Source organism: Hydrogenophaga palleronii, assembly GCF_031457455.1.
GTDB classification, from domain to species: Bacteria; Pseudomonadota; Gammaproteobacteria; order Burkholderiales; family Burkholderiaceae_C; genus Hydrogenophaga; species Hydrogenophaga palleronii_A.
Map to the genome: position 1 here is coordinate 117,195 of NZ_JAVDWU010000011.1, position 20,571 is coordinate 137,765.

At 64.7% G+C, this 20,571-nt stretch carries 15 protein-coding genes and 1 riboswitch; of the genes, 10 read left to right on the top strand and 5 right to left on the bottom strand.

All coding sequences use genetic code 11. The features are described from left to right. The first annotated feature begins 46 nt into the window (after nt 1-46). Both uvrA and J2W49_RS21800 read left to right on the top strand, forming a co-directional pair. Nucleotides 47-6,160 (top strand): excinuclease ABC subunit UvrA, encoded by a 6,114-nt coding sequence (uvrA, locus tag J2W49_RS21795; RefSeq protein WP_310321087.1) that lies wholly within the window; start codon nt 47-49, stop codon nt 6,158-6,160. Further along, on the top strand, nt 6,160-6,483 hold the full coding sequence (locus tag J2W49_RS21800) for a hypothetical protein (protein ID WP_310321089.1): 324 nt from the start codon (nt 6,160-6,162) through the stop codon (nt 6,481-6,483). Before uvrA ends, J2W49_RS21800 begins: the two co-directional genes overlap by 1 nt. Here J2W49_RS21800 and J2W49_RS21805 read toward each other — a convergent pair whose 3' ends face one another. Beyond that, nucleotides 6,484-6,867: a hypothetical protein gene (locus J2W49_RS21805; protein WP_310321091.1), complete on the bottom strand. Its 384-nt coding sequence runs from the start codon at nt 6,865-6,867 to the stop codon at nt 6,484-6,486. It lies immediately after the preceding gene. A 145-nt stretch (nt 6,868-7,012) separates the two neighbouring features. Between J2W49_RS21805 and J2W49_RS21810 the strand changes: the two genes are divergently transcribed. Next, the gene (locus J2W49_RS21810) at nt 7,013-8,059 is read left to right on the top strand and encodes a YeeE/YedE family protein (protein ID WP_310321093.1); all 1,047 of its coding nucleotides are present in this window, start codon (nt 7,013-7,015) and stop codon (nt 8,057-8,059) included. Here the strand turns inward: J2W49_RS21810 and J2W49_RS21815 are convergent. Together J2W49_RS21815 and J2W49_RS21820 are read right to left on the bottom strand one after the other, a co-directional pair. Then, complete coding sequence (locus J2W49_RS21815) at nt 8,056-9,300, bottom strand: MFS transporter (protein ID WP_310321095.1); 1,245 nt, start codon at nt 9,298-9,300, stop codon at nt 8,056-8,058. The two genes, J2W49_RS21810 and J2W49_RS21815, sit on opposite strands and share 4 nt — an antisense overlap. A gap of 36 nt (nt 9,301-9,336) precedes the next feature. Further along, complete coding sequence (locus J2W49_RS21820) at nt 9,337-10,140, bottom strand: HAD family hydrolase (RefSeq protein ID WP_310321097.1); 804 nt, start codon at nt 10,138-10,140, stop codon at nt 9,337-9,339. A 106-nt stretch (nt 10,141-10,246) separates the two neighbouring features. Continuing rightward, a riboswitch (S-adenosyl-L-homocysteine riboswitch) is annotated at nt 10,247-10,331 on the top strand. Nucleotides 10,332-10,393: 62 nt separating this feature from the next. Here J2W49_RS21820 and ahcY point away from each other — a divergent pair. The 7 genes from ahcY to J2W49_RS21855 all read left to right on the top strand — a co-directional run bounded on the left by ahcY (nt 10,394) and on the right by J2W49_RS21855 (nt 18,807). Further along, nucleotides 10,394-11,830, top strand: a complete 1,437-nt coding sequence (gene ahcY, locus J2W49_RS21825) for an adenosylhomocysteinase (protein ID WP_310321100.1) — start codon at nt 10,394-10,396, stop codon at nt 11,828-11,830. A gap of 149 nt (nt 11,831-11,979) precedes the next feature. Beyond that, on the top strand, nt 11,980-12,759 hold the full coding sequence (locus J2W49_RS21830; RefSeq protein WP_310321103.1) for a TlyA family RNA methyltransferase: 780 nt from the start codon (nt 11,980-11,982) through the stop codon (nt 12,757-12,759). Further along, on the top strand, nt 12,756-13,604 hold the full coding sequence (gene metF, locus J2W49_RS21835) for a methylenetetrahydrofolate reductase [NAD(P)H] (protein WP_310321106.1): 849 nt from the start codon (nt 12,756-12,758) through the stop codon (nt 13,602-13,604). The genes J2W49_RS21830 and metF overlap by 4 nt, the downstream gene beginning before the upstream one ends. Before the next feature lie 633 nt (nt 13,605-14,237). Continuing rightward, the gene (locus J2W49_RS21840) at nt 14,238-16,565 is read left to right on the top strand and encodes an autotransporter family protein (RefSeq protein ID WP_310321108.1); all 2,328 of its coding nucleotides are present in this window, start codon (nt 14,238-14,240) and stop codon (nt 16,563-16,565) included. A 152-nt stretch (nt 16,566-16,717) separates the two neighbouring features. After that, nucleotides 16,718-17,452, top strand: coding sequence for an alpha/beta hydrolase (locus tag J2W49_RS21845; protein WP_310321111.1), 735 nt, complete (start codon nt 16,718-16,720; stop codon nt 17,450-17,452). A 95-nt stretch (nt 17,453-17,547) separates the two neighbouring features. Beyond that, nucleotides 17,548-18,024, top strand: a complete 477-nt coding sequence (locus tag J2W49_RS21850) for a septal ring lytic transglycosylase RlpA family protein (protein ID WP_310321113.1) — start codon at nt 17,548-17,550, stop codon at nt 18,022-18,024. Between the two features lie 189 nt (nt 18,025-18,213). Further along, on the top strand, nt 18,214-18,807 hold the full coding sequence (locus J2W49_RS21855; RefSeq protein ID WP_310321116.1) for an OmpW/AlkL family protein: 594 nt from the start codon (nt 18,214-18,216) through the stop codon (nt 18,805-18,807). Between the two features lie 120 nt (nt 18,808-18,927). Here J2W49_RS21855 and J2W49_RS21860 read toward each other — a convergent pair whose 3' ends face one another. Together J2W49_RS21860 and paaD are read right to left on the bottom strand one after the other, a co-directional pair. Then, complete coding sequence (locus J2W49_RS21860) at nt 18,928-20,034, bottom strand: 2Fe-2S iron-sulfur cluster-binding protein (protein ID WP_310321121.1); 1,107 nt, start codon at nt 20,032-20,034, stop codon at nt 18,928-18,930. Nucleotides 20,035-20,038: 4 nt separating this feature from the next. Continuing rightward, nucleotides 20,039-20,563: a 1,2-phenylacetyl-CoA epoxidase subunit PaaD gene (gene paaD, locus J2W49_RS21865; protein WP_310321124.1), complete on the bottom strand. Its 525-nt coding sequence runs from the start codon at nt 20,561-20,563 to the stop codon at nt 20,039-20,041. Nucleotides 20,564-20,571: the final 8 nt, after the last annotated feature.

A 20,571-nucleotide genomic window follows, 5' to 3' on the forward strand; every position in this document is an offset into this window, starting at 1 on the left:
AGGAGGGCCTCCGTAGAATGTCGGGCTCCCCCTTTGGAGTCCCTGCATGTCCGATGCTTTCCCTCCCGTCAAGCCAACCGCGGCGGACATTTTTGACGACGTTGCCGATGATCGGTCGGGGCAAGCGACCGAGGGTGGGTCCGGGCTGATACGCATCAGGGGCGCGCGCCAGCACAACCTCAAGAACCTCGATCTCGACATCCGCACCGGTGAACTCACGGTGGTGACTGGTCCCAGTGGCTCCGGCAAGTCCAGCCTGGTGTTCGACACGCTGTTTGCCGAGGGCCAGCGCCGCTACGTTGAAACCTTCAGCGCCTACGCGCGCCAGTTCCTCGACCGCATGGACAAGCCGGCGGTGGACAAGGTGGAAGGGGTGCCACCGGCGATTGCCATCGACCAGACCAACCCGGTGCGCAGCTCGCGCTCCACGGTCGGCACAATGACCGAGCTCAATGACCACCTCAAGCTGTTGTTTGCGCGCGGTGCCGACCTGTTCGACCGCGAAACCGCGCAGCCTGTGCGCCACGACTCGCCCGAATCGATCTATGCCGAATTGAAGCGGCGCAGCGCTGAAAGTGCGAAAGATCAGGTCGAACCACGTTTGGTCGTGACTTTCCCGGTCGAGCTGCCGGCCAGCACCACGCCGGAAGAAATTGAACAGTGGCTCTCTGCCAGCGGCTACACCCGGGTCCAGGCCGAACGGGTGGTGCAGCGCACAGCCGAACCCGTGGACGCAAAGGCTTCGGCGAAGAGCAAGGGCAAAGCCAAGCCAGCGGCCAGTGAATCCATCAAGGTGCTCGATGTCGTGGCCGACCGCTTCCGCATCGCCACGGCAGATCCTGCGCGTGTGATGGAGGCGATCGAGGTGGGTCTAAAGCGCGGCGCGGGTAAGCTGATGGTGTATGCGCTGGGTGACGAGAGAAGAGACCACCCCGTCGCCGGGCCGCCCCAAGACGGGGTAGCCCCCTCGGGGGGCAGCGAACCACGCGCAGCGGGGAGCGTGGGGGCCATTTGGCGTTTTTCCACGGGCCTGCATTGTCCGGAAAGCGACATCCGCTACAGCGACCCCACGCCCTCCATGTTTTCGTTCAATTCGGCGGTGGGTGCATGTGAGGCCTGCCGCGGTTTCGGGCGCGTCATTGGCGTGGACCACGACCTGGTCATTCCGAACGCCAGGCTCACACTGCGAGGGGGTGCGATCAAGGTGTTTCAGACGCCGGCCTGGAAAGAAGCGCAGGACGACCTGATGCGCCATGCCGAGGCGGCGGGCATTCCCCGCGACACCCCCTGGAACAAGCTCACGCCCGAGCAACAGCATTGGGTGAAGAACGGTTCGCCCAACTGGAACGGCAAGTGGAACCAGCACTGGTTCGGCATTGGCCGCTTCTTTGAATACTTGGAGAGCAAGGCCTACAAGATGCACATCCGCGTGCTCTTGTCCAAGTACCGCAGCTACACCGAATGTCCCACCTGCCGGGGCGCGCGCCTGAAGACCGACAGCCTGCTGTGGCGCATCGGTACCAAGGCCCAGGCCGATGCGGTCCTGCCACCAGAGAAACGGTACTTGCCGGCCGGCGTGCAGTGGTCGCGGGTGCAACTGGAGGCCTTGCCCGGTTTGTGTCTGCACGATCTGATGCTCTTGCCGCTGGACAAACTGCGGGTGTTTTTTGCCTCTCTGGTTCCCTCCCTCAGCGGGGGAGGACAGGGGTGGGGGGCCGCAGGAGAACTGATCGGGAAAGAGGCTCACACAGGCCAGGCCCAGGCCCTCAAACTCCTGCTCGACGAGATCAACACCCGCATCCGCTACCTCTGCGAGGTCGGCATCGGCTACCTCACGCTGGACCGCCAGAGCCGCACGCTCAGCGGCGGCGAGGTGCAGCGCATCAATCTCACCACCGCGCTGGGCACTTCGCTGGTGAACACGCTGTTCGTGCTCGACGAGCCCAGTATCGGTCTGCACCCGCGCGACATGGCGCGCATCAACGACGCCATGATCCGCCTGCGCGACGCGGGCAACACACTGGTGGTGGTGGAGCACGATCCGGCCGTGATGCTGGCGGCCGATCGCCTGATTGACATGGGCCCCGGCCCGGGTGAGAGGGGCGGGCAGATCGTGTTCGACGGCACGCCCGAGCAGATCCGCAGTGCCGACACGCTCACCGGCGCCTATCTCGGTGCGCGCAAGACCATCGGCATGGGCTTCAAGCGCATGGTGACCGACAGCACGCCGCGCCTGATCCTTGAGGGCGCAAGCGAGCACAACCTGAAGAATGTGTCGGTTGAATTCCCGCTGCAGCGCCTGGTGGTGGTCACCGGTGTGAGCGGCTCGGGCAAGTCCAGTCTGATCCAGGACGTGCTGGCCCCTGCGCTGCTGCGCCACTTCGGCAAGTCCACCGACAGCCCGGGTGCACACGACCGTCTGCTCGGCGCAGATCATCTGAGCGAGGTCGTGTTCGTCGACCAGTCGCCCATCGGCAAGACGGCGCGCTCCAACCCGGTGAGCTACGTGGGCGCCTGGGACGCCATCCGCTCGCTGTTTGCCGATGCGCCTTTGTCGCGCCAGCGCAGCTACACGCCTACCAAGTTCAGCTTCAACAGCGGCGATGGGCGTTGCCCCACCTGCGGCGGCTCGGGCTTCGAGCATGTGGAGATGCAGTTCCTGAGCGATGTGTACCTGCGCTGCCCGGACTGCGATGGCAAGCGGTACCGACCAGAGATTCTGGAGGTGCGCATCGACCGGGGGGGACGCCTGCTCAACGTGGCCGACGTGCTCGACCTCACCGTCAGCGAAGCCGCCGCGCTGTTTGCTGGTGACCGTGAAGTCATCCGGGTACTGCAGCCCATCGTGGACGTGGGGCTGGAGTATGTGAAGCTCGGCCAGCCCGTGCCCACGCTCTCGGGAGGCGAGGCGCAGCGCCTGAAGCTGGCGGGCTTTCTGGCAGAAGCTTCCAAGGGGGCGAGCGCCAGCCGCCAGCCGCTCTCGCGCAAGGGCACGCTGTTTCTGTTCGACGAGCCCACCACCGGTCTGCATTTTGATGACATCGCCAAGCTCATGCGCAGCCTGCGCAAGCTGCTCGATGCCGGACATTCGCTGGTGGTGATCGAGCACAACCTGGACGTGATCCGATCCGCCGACTGGTTGATCGACCTCGGCCCGGAGGGCGGCGAAGGTGGGGGGCTGATCGTGGCCGAAGGCCCGCCGGAAACCGTTCGGGAACACGCCAGCAGCCACACGGCCAAGGCCCTGCGCGAGTACGCCATGGCCCTGGGCGAGGTGCACGCGGTGCAGGAAGGCCGGGTGCCAAGTTACCTCAGCCAGTCTCGTGGTCGGGTGGCCGCTGCGCGCCGCGACCAGGCCCACGGCAATGCCATCCGCATCGTCAACGCCAAGGAACACAACCTCAAGAACCTCAGCGTGAACATTCCGCGCGGTCAGTTCAACGTGATCTCCGGCGTCAGCGGATCGGGCAAGTCCACACTGGCCTTCGACATCCTGTTCAACGAAGGCCAGCGGCGTTACCTGGAGAGTCTGAACGCTTATGCGCGCAGCATCGTGCAGCCAGCCGGCCGCCCCGAGGTGGACGCGGTCTACGGCATCCCGCCCACGGTGGCGATCGAGCAGCGCCTCTCGCGCGGCGGTCGGAAAAGCACGGTGGGCACCACCACCGAGGTCTGGCACTTCCTGCGCCTGCTCTATGTGAAGCTGGGCACGCAGCACTGTGTGCACGACGGCGCGGCGGTGATGCCGCAGAGTGCCGACAGCATTGCGGCCGCCATCCTCAAGCGCTATGCGGGGCAGCACATCGGATTGCTCGCGCCGCTGGTGGTCAACCGCAAGGGTGTCTACACGGAGCTGGCCGACTGGGCGCGCCCGCGCGGACACACCCATTTGCGGGTGGACGGCGAGTTCCTGCCCACCACCGGTTTCCCTCGCATCGACCGCTTCAAGGAACACACCATCGAACTGCCCCTGGCCGACTTCGTGGTGAGCCCGGCCGACGAGGCGCGGCTGCGCACTCAGTTGGCCAAAGCCCTGGAAATTGGCAAAGGCGTGGTGAGCGTGCTGCACCCGCTCGATGGCCTGCGCCAGGCGATGGCCGAAAGCAGCAGCACGGTGGGCATCGGCAAGGTGGAGTCGTTTTCCACCAGCCGCGCCTGCCCGGTCTGTGCCACCAGCTACCCTGAACTCGATCCCCGTCTGTTTTCCTACAACAGCAAGCATGGCTGGTGCCCGGACTGTGTGGGTACGGGCCTCAAGCTGTCGCGCGACCAGCGCAAGGTGCTCGACGACTCGGTGCGCGACGACAACGAACGCGGCCGCGAACAGAGCTTTGCCGAGCCCGAGGTGGAGGACCTTGTCGATGAGGTCTGCCCCGCTTGCGAAGGCACGCGGCTGAACGCCCAGGCCCGCGCCGTGAAGTTCGGCGGCGTGGGCATCACCGATGTGGCGCGCCTGTCGGTGCGGGAGGTGCGGCAGTGGGTGAGCACACTGATGCAATCACCATCTGGCGTTTCGCTTGCAGAAGGGCAGGCGCGGCCCGACACCGGTTTTTCCATGAGCGTCCGTGAGACAGGCATCGCACGCGATCTGTTGCCCGAAATCGAGAGCCGCCTGGCTTTCCTGGAAGAGGTGGGCCTGAACTACCTCACGCTGGACCGCGGCGCACCCACCCTCAGCGGTGGCGAAGCCCAGCGCATCCGGCTGGCTGCGCAGCTGGGCAGCAACCTGCAGGGCGTGTGTTATGTGCTCGACGAGCCCACCATCGGCCTGCACGCGCGCGACAACGCCATCCTGCTCAACGCCCTGCACAAGCTCGGCGACATGGGCAACACGCTGGTGGTGGTGGAACACGATGAAGACACCATCCGCCGAGCGGACCACGTGATCGACATAGGCCCCAGCGCGGGCAAGCGCGGTGGTCGGGTGGTGGCACAGGGCACGGTGGACGATCTGTCGGCGAATGCCGAGTCCGTCACCGGGCGGTATCTGCTGCATGCCATGAAGCATCCGCTGCAGGCGCGGCGCGCAGTGACCCCGGACACTGCTTCATCGGCGAGTTCCCACCCCACCCCACCCCCAGCGGGGGAGGGAGCCATCCCCTGGCTCGAGGTCCGTGGTGCCAAGCTGCACAACCTGCAGGACCTCAACGTCGCCGTTCCGCTGCAGCGCCTGGTCGTCGTCACCGGCGTCAGCGGCTCGGGCAAGTCCACCTTCGCTCGCGACGTGCTGCTCACCAACGCGGCGGCGGCCGTGTCCCAGCGCAGCACCTTCGCCGGTCGCACCCAATGGGACGCGGGCGAGCGCCCCAAATGGACCGGCTGCGACAAGCTGCTGGGCTCCGAGGTGGTGGACCGCGTGCTTGAAGTCGACCAGACACCCATCGGCAAAACCCCGCGCAGTTGCCCCGCCACCTACATCGGTTTCTGGGACACGGTGCGCAAGCTGTTCGCCGACACGCTTGAAGCCAAGGCACGCGGCTACGGGCCGGGGCGCTTCAGTTTCAATACCGGTGAAGGCCGCTGCCCGGGTTGCGAAGGCCAGGGCATGCGCACCATCGAGATGAGCTTCCTGCCCGACGTGAAGGTGCCCTGCGAGGTCTGCCACGGCGCGCGCTTCAACCCCGAGACGCTGGCCGTGAGCTGGAAGGGCAAGAGCATTGGTGATGTGTTGCAGATGGAGGTGGACGAAGCGGTCGAATTTTTCGCCTCCATGCCCAGCATCGCCCACCCGCTGCAATTGCTGAAAGACGTGGGGCTGGGCTATCTCACGCTGGGTCAGCCCAGCCCCACGCTCAGCGGCGGCGAGGCACAACGCATCAAGCTGGTGACGGAGCTCTCCAAGGTGCGCGACGACATCGGCCGGCGCGGGCAGAAGGCGCCGCACACGCTCTACGTGCTCGACGAGCCCACCGTGGGCCTGCACATGGCCGATGTGGAAAAGCTGATCCGCGTGCTGCACCGCCTGGTGGACGGCGGCCACAGCGTGATCGTGATCGAGCACGACCTGGACGTGATGGCAGAAGCCGACTGGATCATCGATCTGGGCCCTGAGGGCGGTGGTGGCGGTGGCCGCGTTGTGGCGGCCGCACCACCGGAGGAAGTGGTGCGGCTGGACACCCACACCGGGCGCGTGCTGGGGCCGGTGCTGGCGCGGACCTGATGCCGCGCGAGCAGATCATTCACATCCACGCGGCCGCTCCCAGCCAGCCGGCACTCGGTGCGCCGTGCAACGGCTGTGGCGTGTGCTGCCTGGCAGAACCCTGCCCTCTGGGGCAGGTGATCTCGCGCAAGCGGCACGGTGCCTGTCATGCGCTGCGATGGGACGACAACCTGATGGTCTACCGCTGTGGTGCGATCACCGACACGGCTGGCGTGCTGGGCCCTCGCTGGCGCTGGGCGGCGCCTCTTTTGCGCAAGCTGGCCGGCCGCTGGATCGCGGCGGGAGTGGGCTGCGATGCCTCGCTGCAGAGCGAGCGGGGCTGATCAGCGCGCGAACAGCACGATCACGCCGATGGCCAGCGCGGCGATGACGAACATGAGCAGTCTCGTGCGCACGCGCAGCAGCTGTACGGCGGCCACCAGACGGGCGTTCTGCTCGGCCAGTTCGGTCAGGGTCTGCGCCATCTGGTCTTGCGTCTGGGCCTGTTGATCGATCAACAGGCGCGCTTCGATCAGGCGGTTGCGCAGCTCCCCCAGACTGGGCGGCGTGTCCGACACGAGGTCCATGGGCATGGCGCCAACGGGCGTGTTTGCATGCGGCCTCTCCCGATCCATCAGCTTGCGGGCGGCGTTCAGCACCTTGGGTGCGTGTTCGATCACGTCACCCCATGGAATCACTTTCAGGGCGAGCAGCCAGGGAATGGCCATGCGAGGCTCCTTTCAAGGGTGGGCGGAGGGATGTCCTGAGCTTAACGGTCTCCCGCATCTGCGGCAGGCTTGCGCCAGATCAACCTGCCAGAGGCACCCCTTTCTTAATATAAGTGCTTAATGATGAAATGATTTGGAGAGGTCCATGGACTGGACGGCGTGGTTGGAGCACTGGGGCGAGGCGAGGCTGCTGGCGGCCTTTGGTCTGCTGCTGGGGCTGGGATTCGGCTTCTTTGCGCAGCGCTCGCGCTTCTGCCTGCGGGGGGCGGTCATCGAGTTCTGGCATGGCCGCTTCGGCGACAAGCTGGCGGTGTGGTTGCTGGCCTTCTCAAGCGCCGTGGTGGGTGTGCAACTGCTGGTCGTGGCGGGTGGCCTGGACGTGAGCACCGCGCGCCAGCTGGCCGCGCGCGGCAGCCTTTCAGGGGCACTGGTGGGCGGTCTGATCTTCGGTGTGGGCATGGTCATGACGCGGGGCTGCGCCAGCCGGCTGCTGGTGCTCTCGGCCAACGGCAACTTGCGCGCGCTGCTGTCGGGCCTGGTGTTTGCGGTGGCGGCACAGGCCTCGCTGGCCGGCGTGCTCGCGCCTTGGCGCGAGGCCATCGCGGGCTGGTGGACCGTGGAAGGGGGCCCTTCGCGCAACCTGCTGGCCGTGCTGGGTGCAGGCCCCTGGGACGGGCTGGCATTCGGCGGCGTGTGGCTGGTCACCGCCCTGTTTTTCGCGTTTCGCAGCGGCTGGAGCTTCTGGAAGTGGGCCGGCGGCCTGGGCACCGGTTTGATGGTGGCGCTGGCCTGGGCGGCCACCTATCAGGTGATGTCACATTCTTTTGAGGTGGTGCAGATCCAGGGGCTGACCTTCAGTGGGCCCTCGGCCGAATGGCTGATGCGCGTGCTCAGCCTGCCCGACGGACCCTGGACCTTTGGCTTGGGCCTGATGCCCGGCGTGTTCCTGGGTTCGCTGCTCGGCGCCTTGGTGGGGCGCGACTGGAAGCTCGAAGGCTTTGGCCCCGGGTACAGCATGCCGCGTTACATCGCTGGCGCGGCGCTCATGGGCTTTGGCTCGATGCTGGCTGGCGGCTGCGCCGTGGGTGCGGGCATGACGGGGGGCGCCATCTTTGCCGTCACCGCCTGGCTCTCGCTGGCCGGCATGTGGATCGGCGGCGGCGTGGCCGACCGGTTGTTCGACCGCGCTTAAGGTGCGCGCCGCAGCAGCCACACACCCACACCGGCCACCAGAAGCAGCACGGCCGGAAAGCCCAAGGTGGGAAACCACTGCAGTGCGGCAGCGCCCAGCGCGGGCGCCAGCACACCGCCCAGCGTGTACGACAACACCAGCACCGCCGTGCTGTTCACCAGGGTGACACCTTCTTCGCGTGAGCCGATGTCGATCATGGCGAGCGTGTACAGACAACCACCCGCACCGCCCCAGAGGAACGCCACCGGCGCCGCCAGCCAAGGGGTGCCTGACACAAAGGGAATCACCAGCGTGGCCCCGAAGGTGATCCAGGCGCAGACTCGCATGAGCCTTGTGCGTGTCTCGCGCTCGCTGCCCCAGCGCTGTTTGGGATGGTGGGCCATGCGGTCGGCCAACATGCCGGCCGGCAGCATCATGAGCGCGCTGCCCAATCCGCTGGCGGACACCAGCAAGGCCGCTGCCGTGGCACCCAGGCCCAGCGCCAGGCCGTAGAGGGGCAGGATGGAGGTCAGGCCGCTTTCGAAAAAGCCGCCCACAAAACCCACGGCCATGATCTGCGGGTGCATGCGCAGCGCGTGCCAGACGCCGGACAGGCCCACCTTGGCACTGTGGGCATCGGCGGCATCGGGCATGCGGGGAATCAGCAGGCTCCAGATCAGACCCATCACCGTCAGCGCCAGGGCGATCCACAGCGCGAGCTCACTCTGTGCTCCCGTCCAGGCCAGCAGCGCCGGACCGATGACGAACGTGGTGCCCACCATGGTTTCGAATATGCCCACGTTGCGCCCGCGTCGGGTGGGGGGTGAGAACTCGGCCACCACCGCTTCGGCCAGCACCCAGCGCAGTCCGGCGGCCATGCCCTCGATCAGCACACACAGAAACCACAACCACAGCAGGTCGCTGAATAAAAAGCCACAGATGGCCAGCACAGGCACGAAAGCCGCCAACCACAGCGAAGGGCGACGGCCCAGGCGTTGTGTGATGGCTGAGGCAAAAGGCGTCATCACGAACACGCCCAGCCAGCCCGTGGCCACGAACACACCGGCCAGCGCGGTGGACACCCCATCACCCTTGAGTCGCAGCAGCAGCAAGGGCATCAACATGAAATAGCCCACCAGCTGAAAGAAGGTGGAACCGAAGATCGCGACCAGGCCCAAGGACGCCCTCGGAGGCATGCCCGATGCTGGGCCGACGCCACTGACGGCCTGTCCGTGAGAAGGTGGCAAGGGGTGCTCGGTCATGTCCGGGCGAGGGAGGGTGCTGAAGCCTGCGCGTCTTCAGGCGCGCACGCCTGGTTGCGCTTCCAGAAGGGCGTCAACCACCTCGGCAAAGCCGGCACCGCGTTCGCTTGGCGTCACGTATCTGGGGTGGTGGCTCAGCAAGTGCCAGAAGCGCGCGACGTTGGCCACGCCCACGCTGTGTTCAAAATGGCCGAACATGCGCGCATCGTTGGTGGAGTCGCCCACATACACCCATCGGCCGAGCTCCAGATCGAGATCGCGCCTGAGGCGGCTGCGCACGATCCACCGGGCGCCCGCGAGTTTGTCGTGGTTGCCGATCCAGCCGTTGATGTGGATGGAACTGACGGTGGCGTTGAGCCCTTCGCTGCGCATGAGATTCACCACCTGCGCAATCTCGGCCTCATTCAGATGAGCAAATTCGCTGTGGTCGATGGCGATGTCCGTTTCGCGCCCCGGGCTGTCGGTGGCCAGGCGGGTCTGCGGCATGTCGCTGAGGATGCGCCGGGCCACCGCCTGAAGTTTGGCAAAGTTGGCGGCGCGGGTGGCCGCGTCCTGAAGATGGTCGCGACACAGTTGTCCATCATCACCGCGCCACAGCGCCACAGCGCCGTTTTCGGCCACGATCGCGTGCACTGGCCACGCCAGCGCGAAGGCCTCGCTCCAGCCAGCCGGCCGGCCGGTGATGGCCAGCACAGGCAGACCAGCGTGGCGCAGGCGGTGCAGGGCGCACAGCGCTTCGGATGTGATGTCACCGTCACAAGTGAGCGTGTCGTCGATGTCGGTCAGCACCCCGTGGATGCAAGCGCGGGCCGTGGCGGGCCATTCTGAAAGAGGCGTCATGGATGCGAAGGATTGGGCCCGCGCAGTGTCGCACAGGCGTGTGAAACCGCGCAGTCGCGTGCCTCAGGGGGCATGACACGGCTAGCGTTGCCGGGGTAGAATCGCGCCATCCGAGGAGCGTTGCAGCGCCCCTGACTGTTGTCACACAGGGCGTGAGGCTCGGACCATCCATGCAACGACGCTCATCCACATCCCGTGCGATGAGTTTTTTTTCGCCTTGGGCTGTGGTTTTCTTCTTTTATTGGAGCGAACCATGAATGCACGACTGAATTCCCCCGTCAACACCGACTGCGTCATTGCAGACATCAGCCTGGCCGACTGGGGCCGCAAAGAAATCAAGATCGCCGAGACCGAAATGCCGGGTCTCATGGCCATCCGCGAAGAATTTGCACCCAAACAATCGCTCAAGGGCGCGCGCATCACCGGCTCGTTGCACATGACGATCCAGACGGCCGTGCTGATCGAAACCCTGCAGGCCCTGGGCGCCGAAGTGCGCTGGGCGTCGTGCAACATCTTTTCTACACAAGACCACGCTGCCGCCGCCATCGCTGCGGCCGGCACACCGGTGTTCGCCGTCAAGGGCGAGACCCTGGTTGACTACTGGGACTACACCCACCGCATCTTCGACTTCGGCCCCAAGGGCAGCGAAGGCGAAGGCCCGAACATGATTCTGGACGACGGTGGCGACGCCACGCTGCTCATGCACCTGGGCAAGCAGGCAGAGACCAACCCGTCCGTGCTGGCCAACCCCGGCAGCGACGAAGAGCGCATCCTGTTCGCCGCGATCAAGGCCAAACTCACCGAAGACAGCACCTGGTACAGCCGCAAAAGCGCCCAGATCATCGGTGTGACGGAAGAGACCACCACCGGCGTGCACCGCCTGAAGGAAATGTCCGTCAGGGGCACGCTGATGTTCCGCGCCATCAACGTCAACGACTCGGTCACCAAGAGCAAGTTCGACAACCTTTACGGTTGCCGTGAGAGTCTGGTGGACGGCATCAAGCGCGCCACCGATGTGATGATCGCTGGCAAGGTCGCCTGCGTGGCCGGCTACGGCGACGTGGGCAAGGGTTCGGCCCAGGCCCTGCGCGCCCTGAGCGCCCAGGTGTGGGTGACCGAGATCGATCCCATCAACGCCCTGCAGGCCGCGATGGAAGGCTACAAGGTCGTGACCATGGAGTACGCCGCCGACAAGGCCGACATCTTTGTGACCACCACCGGCAACCGCGACGTGATCACGTATGAACACATGGCCGCCATGAAGGACCAGGCCATCGTCTGCAACATCGGCCACTTCGACAACGAGATCCAGGTCGCCAAGCTGGAAGAGAAGTGCCAGTGGGAAGAGATCAAGCCCCAGGTCGATCACGTGATCTTCCCGGACGGCAAGAAGATCATTCTGCTGGCCAAGGGCCGGCTGGTGAATCTGGGCTGCGGCACCGGTCACCCCAGCTTCGTGATGTCGTCGTCGTTCGCCAACCAGACGATTGCGCAGATCGAACTGTTCTGCCATTCAGAAGGCTACGACGTGGGCAAGGTCTACGTGCTGCCCAAGCACCTGGACGAAAAGGTCGCCCGCCTGCACCTGAAAAAGGTCGGCGCGATGCTGAGCGAACTGAGCGATGAGCAGGCAGCGTACATCGGTGTGCCGAAGCAAGGCCCGTACAAGCCCGACACGTATCGATATTGACCCCCCCCCCGCGCCGCCTTCGGCGTCACCCCCCAGGGGGCGACGCTGGCGGCCCGGCGGAGCCGGTTCCGCGGCGTCCTGGATTCGAGCGGCCTTCGGACCGCTCGTTTCTCGCCGGTTATTTGGTTTGATTGGCGACTGTCCTTCACATGCGTGCTGACCAACTTCTTGTTGAGCGGGGGCTGGCGGTTTCGCGATCGCAGGCTCAGCGGCTCATCGCTTCCGGTGTGAGCTGGCGCCTGCCTGGCGGCGCTTGGAAAGCCGTTGCCAAGAACGGCGAAGAGCTTCGCGAGACGGTGGAGCTGCAACTGGCTGACGACGCTGAAGCGCGCTATGTCTCGCGAGGCGGCCTCAAGCTGGCCGGCGCGCTGGACCATGTGTCGCTGGACGTGGCCGGGCTGCGTTGTCTGGATGTGGGGCAGAGCACGGGTGGCTTCACCGACTGTCTGTTGCAGCGAGGTGCTGCAGCGGTAGTGGGCGTCGATGTAGGTCAAGGGCAGCTGCATCCGCGTCTGCGCGGCGATGGGCGCGTGGTGTGCATTGAAAAATGCAACGCTCGCGAGCTGAGTGCCGATCTGCTTCAGCATACGGGTGGGCAAAAGGCGAAGCCACCATTTGATCTGGTGGTGGGCGACTTGTCGTTCATCTCGCAGACGCTGGTGTGGCCCGCGCTCGTGCCTCTGCTTCGGCCCGGCGGGCATCTGTTGATGCTGGTCAAGCCGCAGTTCGAGCTGCAGCCGGAACACATTGGCAAAGGCGGTCTGGTGCGCGATCCGGCGAGCTACGCTGCCGTGCAAACCCGCATCACGGCAGCCTGCGCCGACAACGGCCTCGCGCTGCTCGACTATTTCGAAAGCCCGATCACCGGGGGTGACGGGAATCGGGAATTTTTTGTGTATGCCATTGATGAATCGAGGAGGGGACCATGAGTCTTCCGATCAGTCTGGAATTTTTTCCCACCAAGACGCCCGAAGGCGCCGAGAAGCTGCGTGCGGTGCGCCAGCAACTTTATGCGCTGAAGCCGGAGTTCTGCTCCGTCACATTCGGCGCTGGTGGTTCCACGCAAGAAGGCACGCTGCAGGCCGTGACCGAGATCATGCGCGAAGGTTGCCCGGCCGCGCCGCACCTGAGCTGCATTGGTCAGTCCCGCGAGAGCATCCGTGAGCGCCTGGCGGCCTACCGCGCCGCCGACATTCGCCGCATCGTTGCCCTGCGGGGGGACCTGCCCAGTGGCTACGGTGTGGGTGGCGAGTTTCGCTACGCCAGTGACCTGGTGGCCTTTGTGCGTGCCGAGACCGGCGACCATTTCCACATCGAGGTGGCGGCTTACCCCGAAACACACCCGCAGGCGAAGTCGCCCCTGGCCGACCTGGACGCCTTTGCTGCCAAGGTGAAAGCTGGGGCCAACTCCGGCATCACGCAGTACTTCTTCAACAGCGACGCCTACTTTCGCTATGTCGACGACTTGCACAAGCTGGGTGTGGACGTTCCAGTGGTGCCCGGCATCATGCCCATCACCAGCTCCACCCAGCTGATGCGCTTCTCCGATGCCTGTGGCGCCGAGATTCCGCGCTGGATCCGCCTGCGCCTGCAGGCCTTTGGCGACGACACGGCGTCCATCAAGGCTTTTGGTCTGGATGTGGTGACCGACCTGTGCGACCAATTGCGCAACGCAGGCGTGCCGGGGCTGCACTTCTACACAATGAACCAGAGCATGGCCACGATGGAAATCGTGCGGCGGCTGGCGCTGGCGCCATCCAGCGAGCCGAACTGAATCGCAGAAGAAACGGGGCGGGGGCTCCCGTTTCAGTTTTCACGGTACCTGGGCGCCAGCCCAGGCCGCCGGGTGTCCTTGCGCGAACGCAGGACGGACAGCCGGATCTCCCCCTCTTTCGGGAAGAGGCGATGTTCTGCGGGCTGTTGCACCGCCCTCCTAAAGACTTTGTGACAAATTGCACATGGTTATCTGGCGGCTTGTAAGAAAATCTAGCTGTATTTGAGATGGAAGAGAGTGGTTTTGAATCTGTTCGAGACCGTATCTCGTGAGCGATTGGCACACGAAGGTATTCGGCGTCTCCACTCTTCTGTCTCTCAGTTGTCTGGCCCTGGTTTCGGGGCGGTCAACCATCCCTCGTTTCTCACAAGCTGACTTGAAGGTGCTCTACGCATGAATCCCTATCGATCGCCCCTGACCTATATTGCCTGCGATGAACAGAGTTTCTCCCATGCTGATTCGGTTGCGCGTCAGAGCCGTGGCGCCTTGGACTTGAGGCGAGTGGCGCTGTCGGGCCTATTCGTGATGTCCCATGGATTCGCGCTGGCGGGCACGGGCACTTGTCTTGGAACGGGCCCCATTGTGGTGAACGATGCCAGAGATGGGGTGTGCCAACTTGAGTCAGGTGATGAATTGGCGATCACCGGCTCCGGTGTCCTCTCATCGACCACCGACGGCGTGGTGGTGCAGCCCTCCATCAATGACGTTGAAGTATCCAATGAGGGATCCATTAACGTCTTCGATCGTGGCGTCTACAACGAGGGGAGCATTGACGACCTCAGCAACCATGGCGAGATACGTGGCAATGTGGCCGGGGTGCTCAATGATGCCGGAGGATCGATCTCACAGTTCAACAACCACGGCACCCATGCGCAGATATTCAGTTTTGGCCCAGCGATTTCCAACGCCGGGCATATCGGCCAACTGGACAACACAGGACGCATCGAGTCCTCAAACAATGCGATCGTTAACGAAGGGCAAATCAATCGCATCGACAACGCTGGTGTGATCAGCGCTGGCGTGGGCATCATCAACCGTGGCGAGATCGGCGTCATCGACAATGCCGCAGGCGGGGAGATCACGGGATCGGGTGGCTTCGCCATCCTGAGCCACGATGCGGACAGCAGGTTGGCCACCATCAACAATGCCGGCCTGATCGATGGTGGCATCCACACCTTGTACACCACACTCAACATCGAGGGTACCTCGTCGAGCATCACGGGGCCTGTGATCAATCGCGCTTCAGGTGCAGTGGGCGCAGGCGATGGTTCGGTGAACGTGCGAAGCGGTGCGGTCTTCACCACGAGCAACACTTTCCATTCGCATACTTTCGTCATTCACAACGGCGGCAGGTTGCGCATTGGTGCTTCGGCGCACACATTGTCGGTCGACAGCAGCGATGCGGCTGCGTTCAGGAATGCGGGCACGCTGGAGGTGCCAGAGGGTACCGTGGCGAACATCACGGGCCACTATTCCCAGAGCGGGGTGTTGCGTATCGGTGCGAGCAGCGACGCCAGTTATGGACGTTTAAACGTGAGCGGCAGCGTGCAGCTGTCGGGTTCCGCGCAGTTTGATGTGGATGTGAATGCTACCAATACACTGGCCGTTGGCCACACATTGAGTGGGGTGATCGTTTCAGGCGATGGCGTGACCAACAACGCTCCCGCCAACAACGTCACTGACAACAGTGCCCTGTTCAATTTCGAGTCCGCAACCAATGGCAACGCCGTCGACCTGGAGGTTGTGGCGGCTGGGTCCCCCACGCCAGCGCCCGCACCCGCACCCACGCCAGGTCCCACACCAGCTCCCGCACCTGCACCCGAGGTGGAGGTGCTCGGTTTGGCGCAAGGCATCGTGCCTGCCGTCATCCAGCATGGCCTGCTCAACGGCGTGCCGGTCGCGCAGGTGCTCGATGGATACATCCGGGGCGGTGCCACCGGCTCTGATTTCGACAACGTCGTGACCGCATTGGGCAAGCTGCCCAGCAACCGCACGGTGGCGCTCGCCGTGGGCCAGCTGATGCCGTCCATGCATGGCAACGCGGCGCTCGCTGGCCTGGCTCACAGTGCCAGTTCGGGTTCGCTCATTGAGCAGCGGGCCGAACTGGGACAGTCGGGTGGATCGGAGGCCGGTGGGCGTGGCCTGTGGATCAAACCGGTGGGTAACTGGGTCCATCAGGATGCAGTGGGCAGTGTCAGCGGGTTCAAGGTGGCCTCGTATGGCCTCATGGGTGGTGTGCAGTCCGATCTGAATGCCCGCTCCACACTGGGCTTCGGGTTGGGCTACCTGCAGAGCAAGGTGGACGGCCAGGACTTTGCAGCAAGCCACAGCAGCGACATTGATGGTGTGCAATTGGCAGGCTACGGGCATCACACGCTGAATGAAGCCGGCTGGCAGTTGAACTGGCAGGGCGATTACACGCGCAGCCGCGTCGAATCGCAGCGGCATCTGGGCTTCATCGGTCGAACGGCTGAGGGTAAGTACGACGCCGATGCATGGCATGTGGGCGTGGGCATCAGCCGGAGTGTCGCGGTGGCTCCGAACATGACGTTCAAGCCGATGGCGTCACTGGACTGGCGGCGCTTCAAGAGCGAGGCCTACACCGAAACCGGAGCCGGCGCGCTGAGTCTGCAGACACAATCCCAGAAGGCCGAAGAGGCCATCCTCAAGTTCGGCGCACAGATTCAAGGAGACCTGGGTTCGCAGAGTCAGTGGCTGGCACGTGCCGCCCTGGGCTACGACCTGAGCAGCCAGCACAACGCTGTCACGGCGCGTTTCACCGGGGGTGGCGCGGCCTTCACCACCGTGGGATTGCCTCATTCAAGAACGGTGGCCGAGCTGGGCGTGGGGCTTCGCTACCGCCCCACTGAGGGCATGGAAGTGATCGCTCGCTACGACCTTGCGCTGCGCAAGGGCCTGCGCGACCAGCGAGCGACCGTGCGCCTCAGCTGGAGCTTTTGACGCAGCGCTGCCGGGTGGCCCTTGTGGCCCTTGTGCGGGTCTTCGGGGCAATGCTCCTGGCGGCCACCTTGAGCGGCTGCTCGACCTCGCCGCTCGAACGCGGGGCGCGCGTCTTTGAGCTTGCGGCGGCTCGTGACTGGCAGCCCCTTGTCTTGCGGACGTCCGACTTTGCCATTCAGGCCTTTGTCCCTCGTCGTCCCGGCGCCACAGCGCAACTGCACGTCTACATCGAAGGCGACGGCCTTGCCTGGAGGGATCGCCAGACGCCTTCGTTTGCGCCCACCCCGGCAGACCCGGTGGGCTTGCGCCTGGCGATGGCCGATGCCGGTGCGTCGGCCGTGTACCTGGCCCGGCCCTGTCAGTACACCCTTGGCACCGACTTCCGCAACTGCCATCCGCGGTACTGGACCAGCCACCGGTTCGCTCCCGAGTTGGTGGCGGCCATGGATCAGGCGCTGGACCAGCTTCAGAAGAGGCAGGGTGCGCGTCGTCTGGTGCTGGTGGGCTACTCCGGTGGGGCGGCCATTGCCGCGCTGCTGGCTGTCCGCCGGCACGACGTGGTGGGGCTGGTGACGATGGCAGGCGTGCTGGATGTGCAGGCCTGGACGCGAAGCCAACGCCTGTCCGCTCTCAGTGGTTCTCTTGATCCGCGCGACATTGCGCCGCGACTGGCCGGGCTGCCCCAGTGGCATTTCGTCGGCGGCAGAGACCGGACCGTGCCGCCCACCCTGATCGACGGATTCCTACAGGCGCAGCGGCCGTTGACCGCAGCGTCTTCGGCTGGGATCAATATCCACAGGGAGAAGGACTTTGACCACCACTGTTGCTGGGTCCAGGCCTGGCCCGAATGGAGCCGGGCTTTTGCGCCAGCCACAGACCGGCATTGAAGCGTCCGGCGGGGTCTGGTAAAAGCGGGGCTGATTCTTGCAACTGAATGGCCGTTGGGAGGGCTGTGTGCCTCCTGCCGGACATAATGACCACCGTGATTGACGCTCCTGCCGAATTGACCTTCGACCGCCCCCACCTGAAACCTTCGAGACCCGTGGCCCGGCCGTTGCTCTTGCTGATGCTGTCCCTGGGCTTGTGGCTCGGAGGCTGTGCGTCTCCGTCTGCACCTGTCACTTTGGATCCTGTCGAGCTGATGCAGTCCGGTGGCGCTCCAGATGCGCAGGTGATCGACCAGGGCCTGGCCTCCTGGTACGGGGAGCGCTTCCACGGGCGGCGCACAGCCAGCGGCGAGTCCTTTGACATGCGAGAACTGACGGCCGCGCACAAGACGCTGCCGTTTGGTACGCGGGTGCGCGTGCGCAATGTCAACAACGGCCGGGAGGTGGTGGTGCGTATCAACGATCGCGGACCATTCAGTCCGAAGCGGGTCATTGACCTCAGCCATGCGGCGGCCTCGGCGCTGGGCATGCTCAGAAGCGGGGTGGTCTCCGTGCAATTGCTCCGGGAGTGAGCTTTCTTTTGCGAGGTGGCCGGAACCGGTCGCTGGTCGATTGTTTGATCCAGGTCAAGCCGCATGGCGTTTGCCGCCAGCCGCCACGCCTGAGGCTGAAAACGATTGATTTTGCTCAAGCGACGCGGCGGACCCGTCTTCTGTAATCCCTCACGGGGATATTCCCGTATCGAGGACCGAAAGAAGATCATGAAGAAGCATATCGTTGCGATAGCCGCCATCACGCTGCTCGGATCGGGCGCTGCTTTGGCGCAGGACTTCCAGGCCGGCACCTTGCTCATGCGAGCACGTGCCGTTCATCTGGACAGCGACAACAAGGACACCACCGGCCTGGGGCTCAACATCAACAACAAGTGGCTGCCCGAGGTGGATTTCAGCTACTTTTTCAGCCCCAACCTGGCGGCTGAACTGATTCTCACCGTGCCCCAGAAGCACACTTTGTCTGCTGGCGACGTCCGCATCGGCAGCCTGCGCCACTTGCCGCCCACGCTGACCGTGCAATACCATTTTGACGCGGCCGGCTTCAAGCCCTACGTGGGCGCCGGCCTCAATTACACGCGCTTCAGCTCGGTGAACCTCCCGGCCGGCGTGGACATCAAGCGCAACAGCGTTGGCCTTGCGCTGCAAGCCGGTGTGGACATTCCGGTGGCCAAGAATCTTTACCTCAATCTGGATGTGAAGAAGGTGTATCTGGGCACGAAGGTGCTCGCGGGTGGCAGCGAGATCGGCAAGTTCAAGGTCGATCCGGTGCTGTTCGGGGTGGGCCTGGGCTACCGCTTCTGAGCGTCAGGCTCACACGCAAGCCGTCGACAAAGGCCGATCGTCTGATCGGCCTTTGTCAGGCTTGAACCTTTTCGCCGGACTTGTCGGGACCGGCCGGGAACACGGCCAGCCTGTTGGTGGTCAGCGTTCGTCGTAGCTCACCACCAGGCGGTCGCTCGTGGGGCGGGCTTGGCACGAGAGCACAAAGCCCTTGTCGGTTTCCCAGGGTTCCAGGGTGAAGTTCTTTTCCATCTGCACCGAACCCTCCATGACCTTGGCGCGGCAGGTGCAGCACACACCGCCCCGGCACGACCAGGGCAGGTCCAGCCCGGCGTTGAGCGCGACATCCAGTACCCGCTCGTCCTTGTTCATGCGCATTGCGTGGGGCTTGCCGTCGAGCAGTATGGTCAGCGCCACTTCGCCTTCGGTGGGGAGCGCTGGATGGCCCAGCACCACGGCCTTGCGAATGCCCGCTGGCAGCGCCTCCAGCGTGGGTGACGTGAAGCGCTCGGTGTGCAGCCGGTCGGGCCGCAAACCGGCCTCGAGCAAGGCCGCTTCAGTGGCCTCGATCATGGCCTCCGGACCACAGATGAAGACCTCGTCCATGCTGGCCACTGGCAGCAGCGTGGCGGTCAGCGCCCGCACCTTGTCCCCATCGATGCGCCCTTCGAGCAGGGGCACCTCCTGTGCCTGGCGCGACAGGATGTGGATCAGCGTGAGGCGCCCGGCGTAGCGGTCTTTCAGGTCCTGCAGCGCCTCGTTGAACATCACGCTGTCCATGCGGCGGTTGCCGTACACCAGGGTGAATTTGGCGTCGGGCGATTCTTCGAGCGTGCTGGCCATGAGCGAGAGGATGGGCGTGATGCCCGAACCCGCTGCAAAGCCCACGCGGTGCAGCGCGCGCGGTTTGTGCACCGTGAAGCGGCCGTCGGGGGGCATGACCTTGAGCGTGTCACCTGCCCGGAGTTCGCTGGCGGCCCAGTTGGAAAACACACCACCTTCCACCGGGCGGATGCCCAGCGTGAGTTCACCGCGTTGCGTGAGCAGGCTGCGCGGGCTGCTGATGGAATAGCTGCGCCGCACATCCTGTCCGCCGATGGTGGCGCGCACGGTGAGAAACTGGCCCGGTTCGAACGCGAACGCGGTGCGCTGTTCGGGCGGGATGGCCAGGGTGATGGCCACTGCGCCCGCGGCTTCGGGGCTGATGCGGGCGATGGGCAACTCGTGGAAGCGGGTGGCGGCATTCATGGCATCAATAGGGCTTGAAGTAGTCGAAGGGTTCCAGGCAATCCAGGCAGCGGTACATGGATTTGCAGGCGGTGGAGCCGAAAGGTGATGTTTCGGTCGTGTGGTTCGAGCCACATTGCGGGCAGGGTACGGCCGCGCGTTGCACGGGCTGACGCGAGAACTTCAAGACGTGGGTATCTTCGTTGTCGCTGCTGCCGCACTGCGGCGGCGCAATGCCGTAAGCACGCAGCTTTTCGCGCGCGGCCTCGCTCATCCAGTCGGTGGTCCAGGCTGGGGCGAGCTGGGTGACCACGCGCGCGCTGATGCCGGCGTGGGCCAGTGCGGCTCGCACGTCGTCTTCGATCTGTCCCATGGCCGGGCAACCGCTGTAGGTGGGGGTGATCACCACTTCGGGCATGCCGTCTGGCCCCGTCCTCACCTCACGCAGGATGCCGAGCTCGCTCAGGCTGATCACCGGAATTTCCGGATCTGCCAACTCAGCCAGCGAAGCCCAGATGGCTTCATGGTCGTGGTCAGTGATCACGGGCATCTTGACCC

What these genes read in the sequence shown, in the direction of transcription:
- uvrA (WP_310321087.1), top strand. Translation starts at nt 47, where the DNA reads ATGTCCGATGCTTTCCCTCCCGTCAAGCCAACCGCGGCGGACATTTTT.
- J2W49_RS21800 (WP_310321089.1), top strand. Translation starts at nt 6,160, where the DNA reads ATGCCGCGCGAGCAGATCATTCACATCCACGCGGCCGCTCCCAGCCAG.
- J2W49_RS21805 (WP_310321091.1), bottom strand. Translation starts at nt 6,867, where the DNA reads ATGGCCATTCCCTGGCTGCTCGCCCTGAAAGTGATTCCATGGGGTGAC.
- J2W49_RS21810 (WP_310321093.1), top strand. Translation starts at nt 7,013, where the DNA reads ATGGACTGGACGGCGTGGTTGGAGCACTGGGGCGAGGCGAGGCTGCTG.
- J2W49_RS21815 (WP_310321095.1), bottom strand. Translation starts at nt 9,300, where the DNA reads ATGACCGAGCACCCCTTGCCACCTTCTCACGGACAGGCCGTCAGTGGC.
- J2W49_RS21820 (WP_310321097.1), bottom strand. Translation starts at nt 10,140, where the DNA reads ATGACGCCTCTTTCAGAATGGCCCGCCACGGCCCGCGCTTGCATCCAC.
- ahcY (WP_310321100.1), top strand. Translation starts at nt 10,394, where the DNA reads ATGAATGCACGACTGAATTCCCCCGTCAACACCGACTGCGTCATTGCA.
- J2W49_RS21830 (WP_310321103.1), top strand. Translation starts at nt 11,980, where the DNA reads ATGCGTGCTGACCAACTTCTTGTTGAGCGGGGGCTGGCGGTTTCGCGA.
- metF (WP_310321106.1), top strand. Translation starts at nt 12,756, where the DNA reads ATGAGTCTTCCGATCAGTCTGGAATTTTTTCCCACCAAGACGCCCGAA.
- J2W49_RS21855 (WP_310321116.1), top strand. Translation starts at nt 18,214, where the DNA reads ATGAAGAAGCATATCGTTGCGATAGCCGCCATCACGCTGCTCGGATCG.
- J2W49_RS21860 (WP_310321121.1), bottom strand. Translation starts at nt 20,034, where the DNA reads ATGAATGCCGCCACCCGCTTCCACGAGTTGCCCATCGCCCGCATCAGC.
- paaD (WP_310321124.1), bottom strand. Translation starts at nt 20,563, where the DNA reads ATGCCCGTGATCACTGACCACGACCATGAAGCCATCTGGGCTTCGCTG.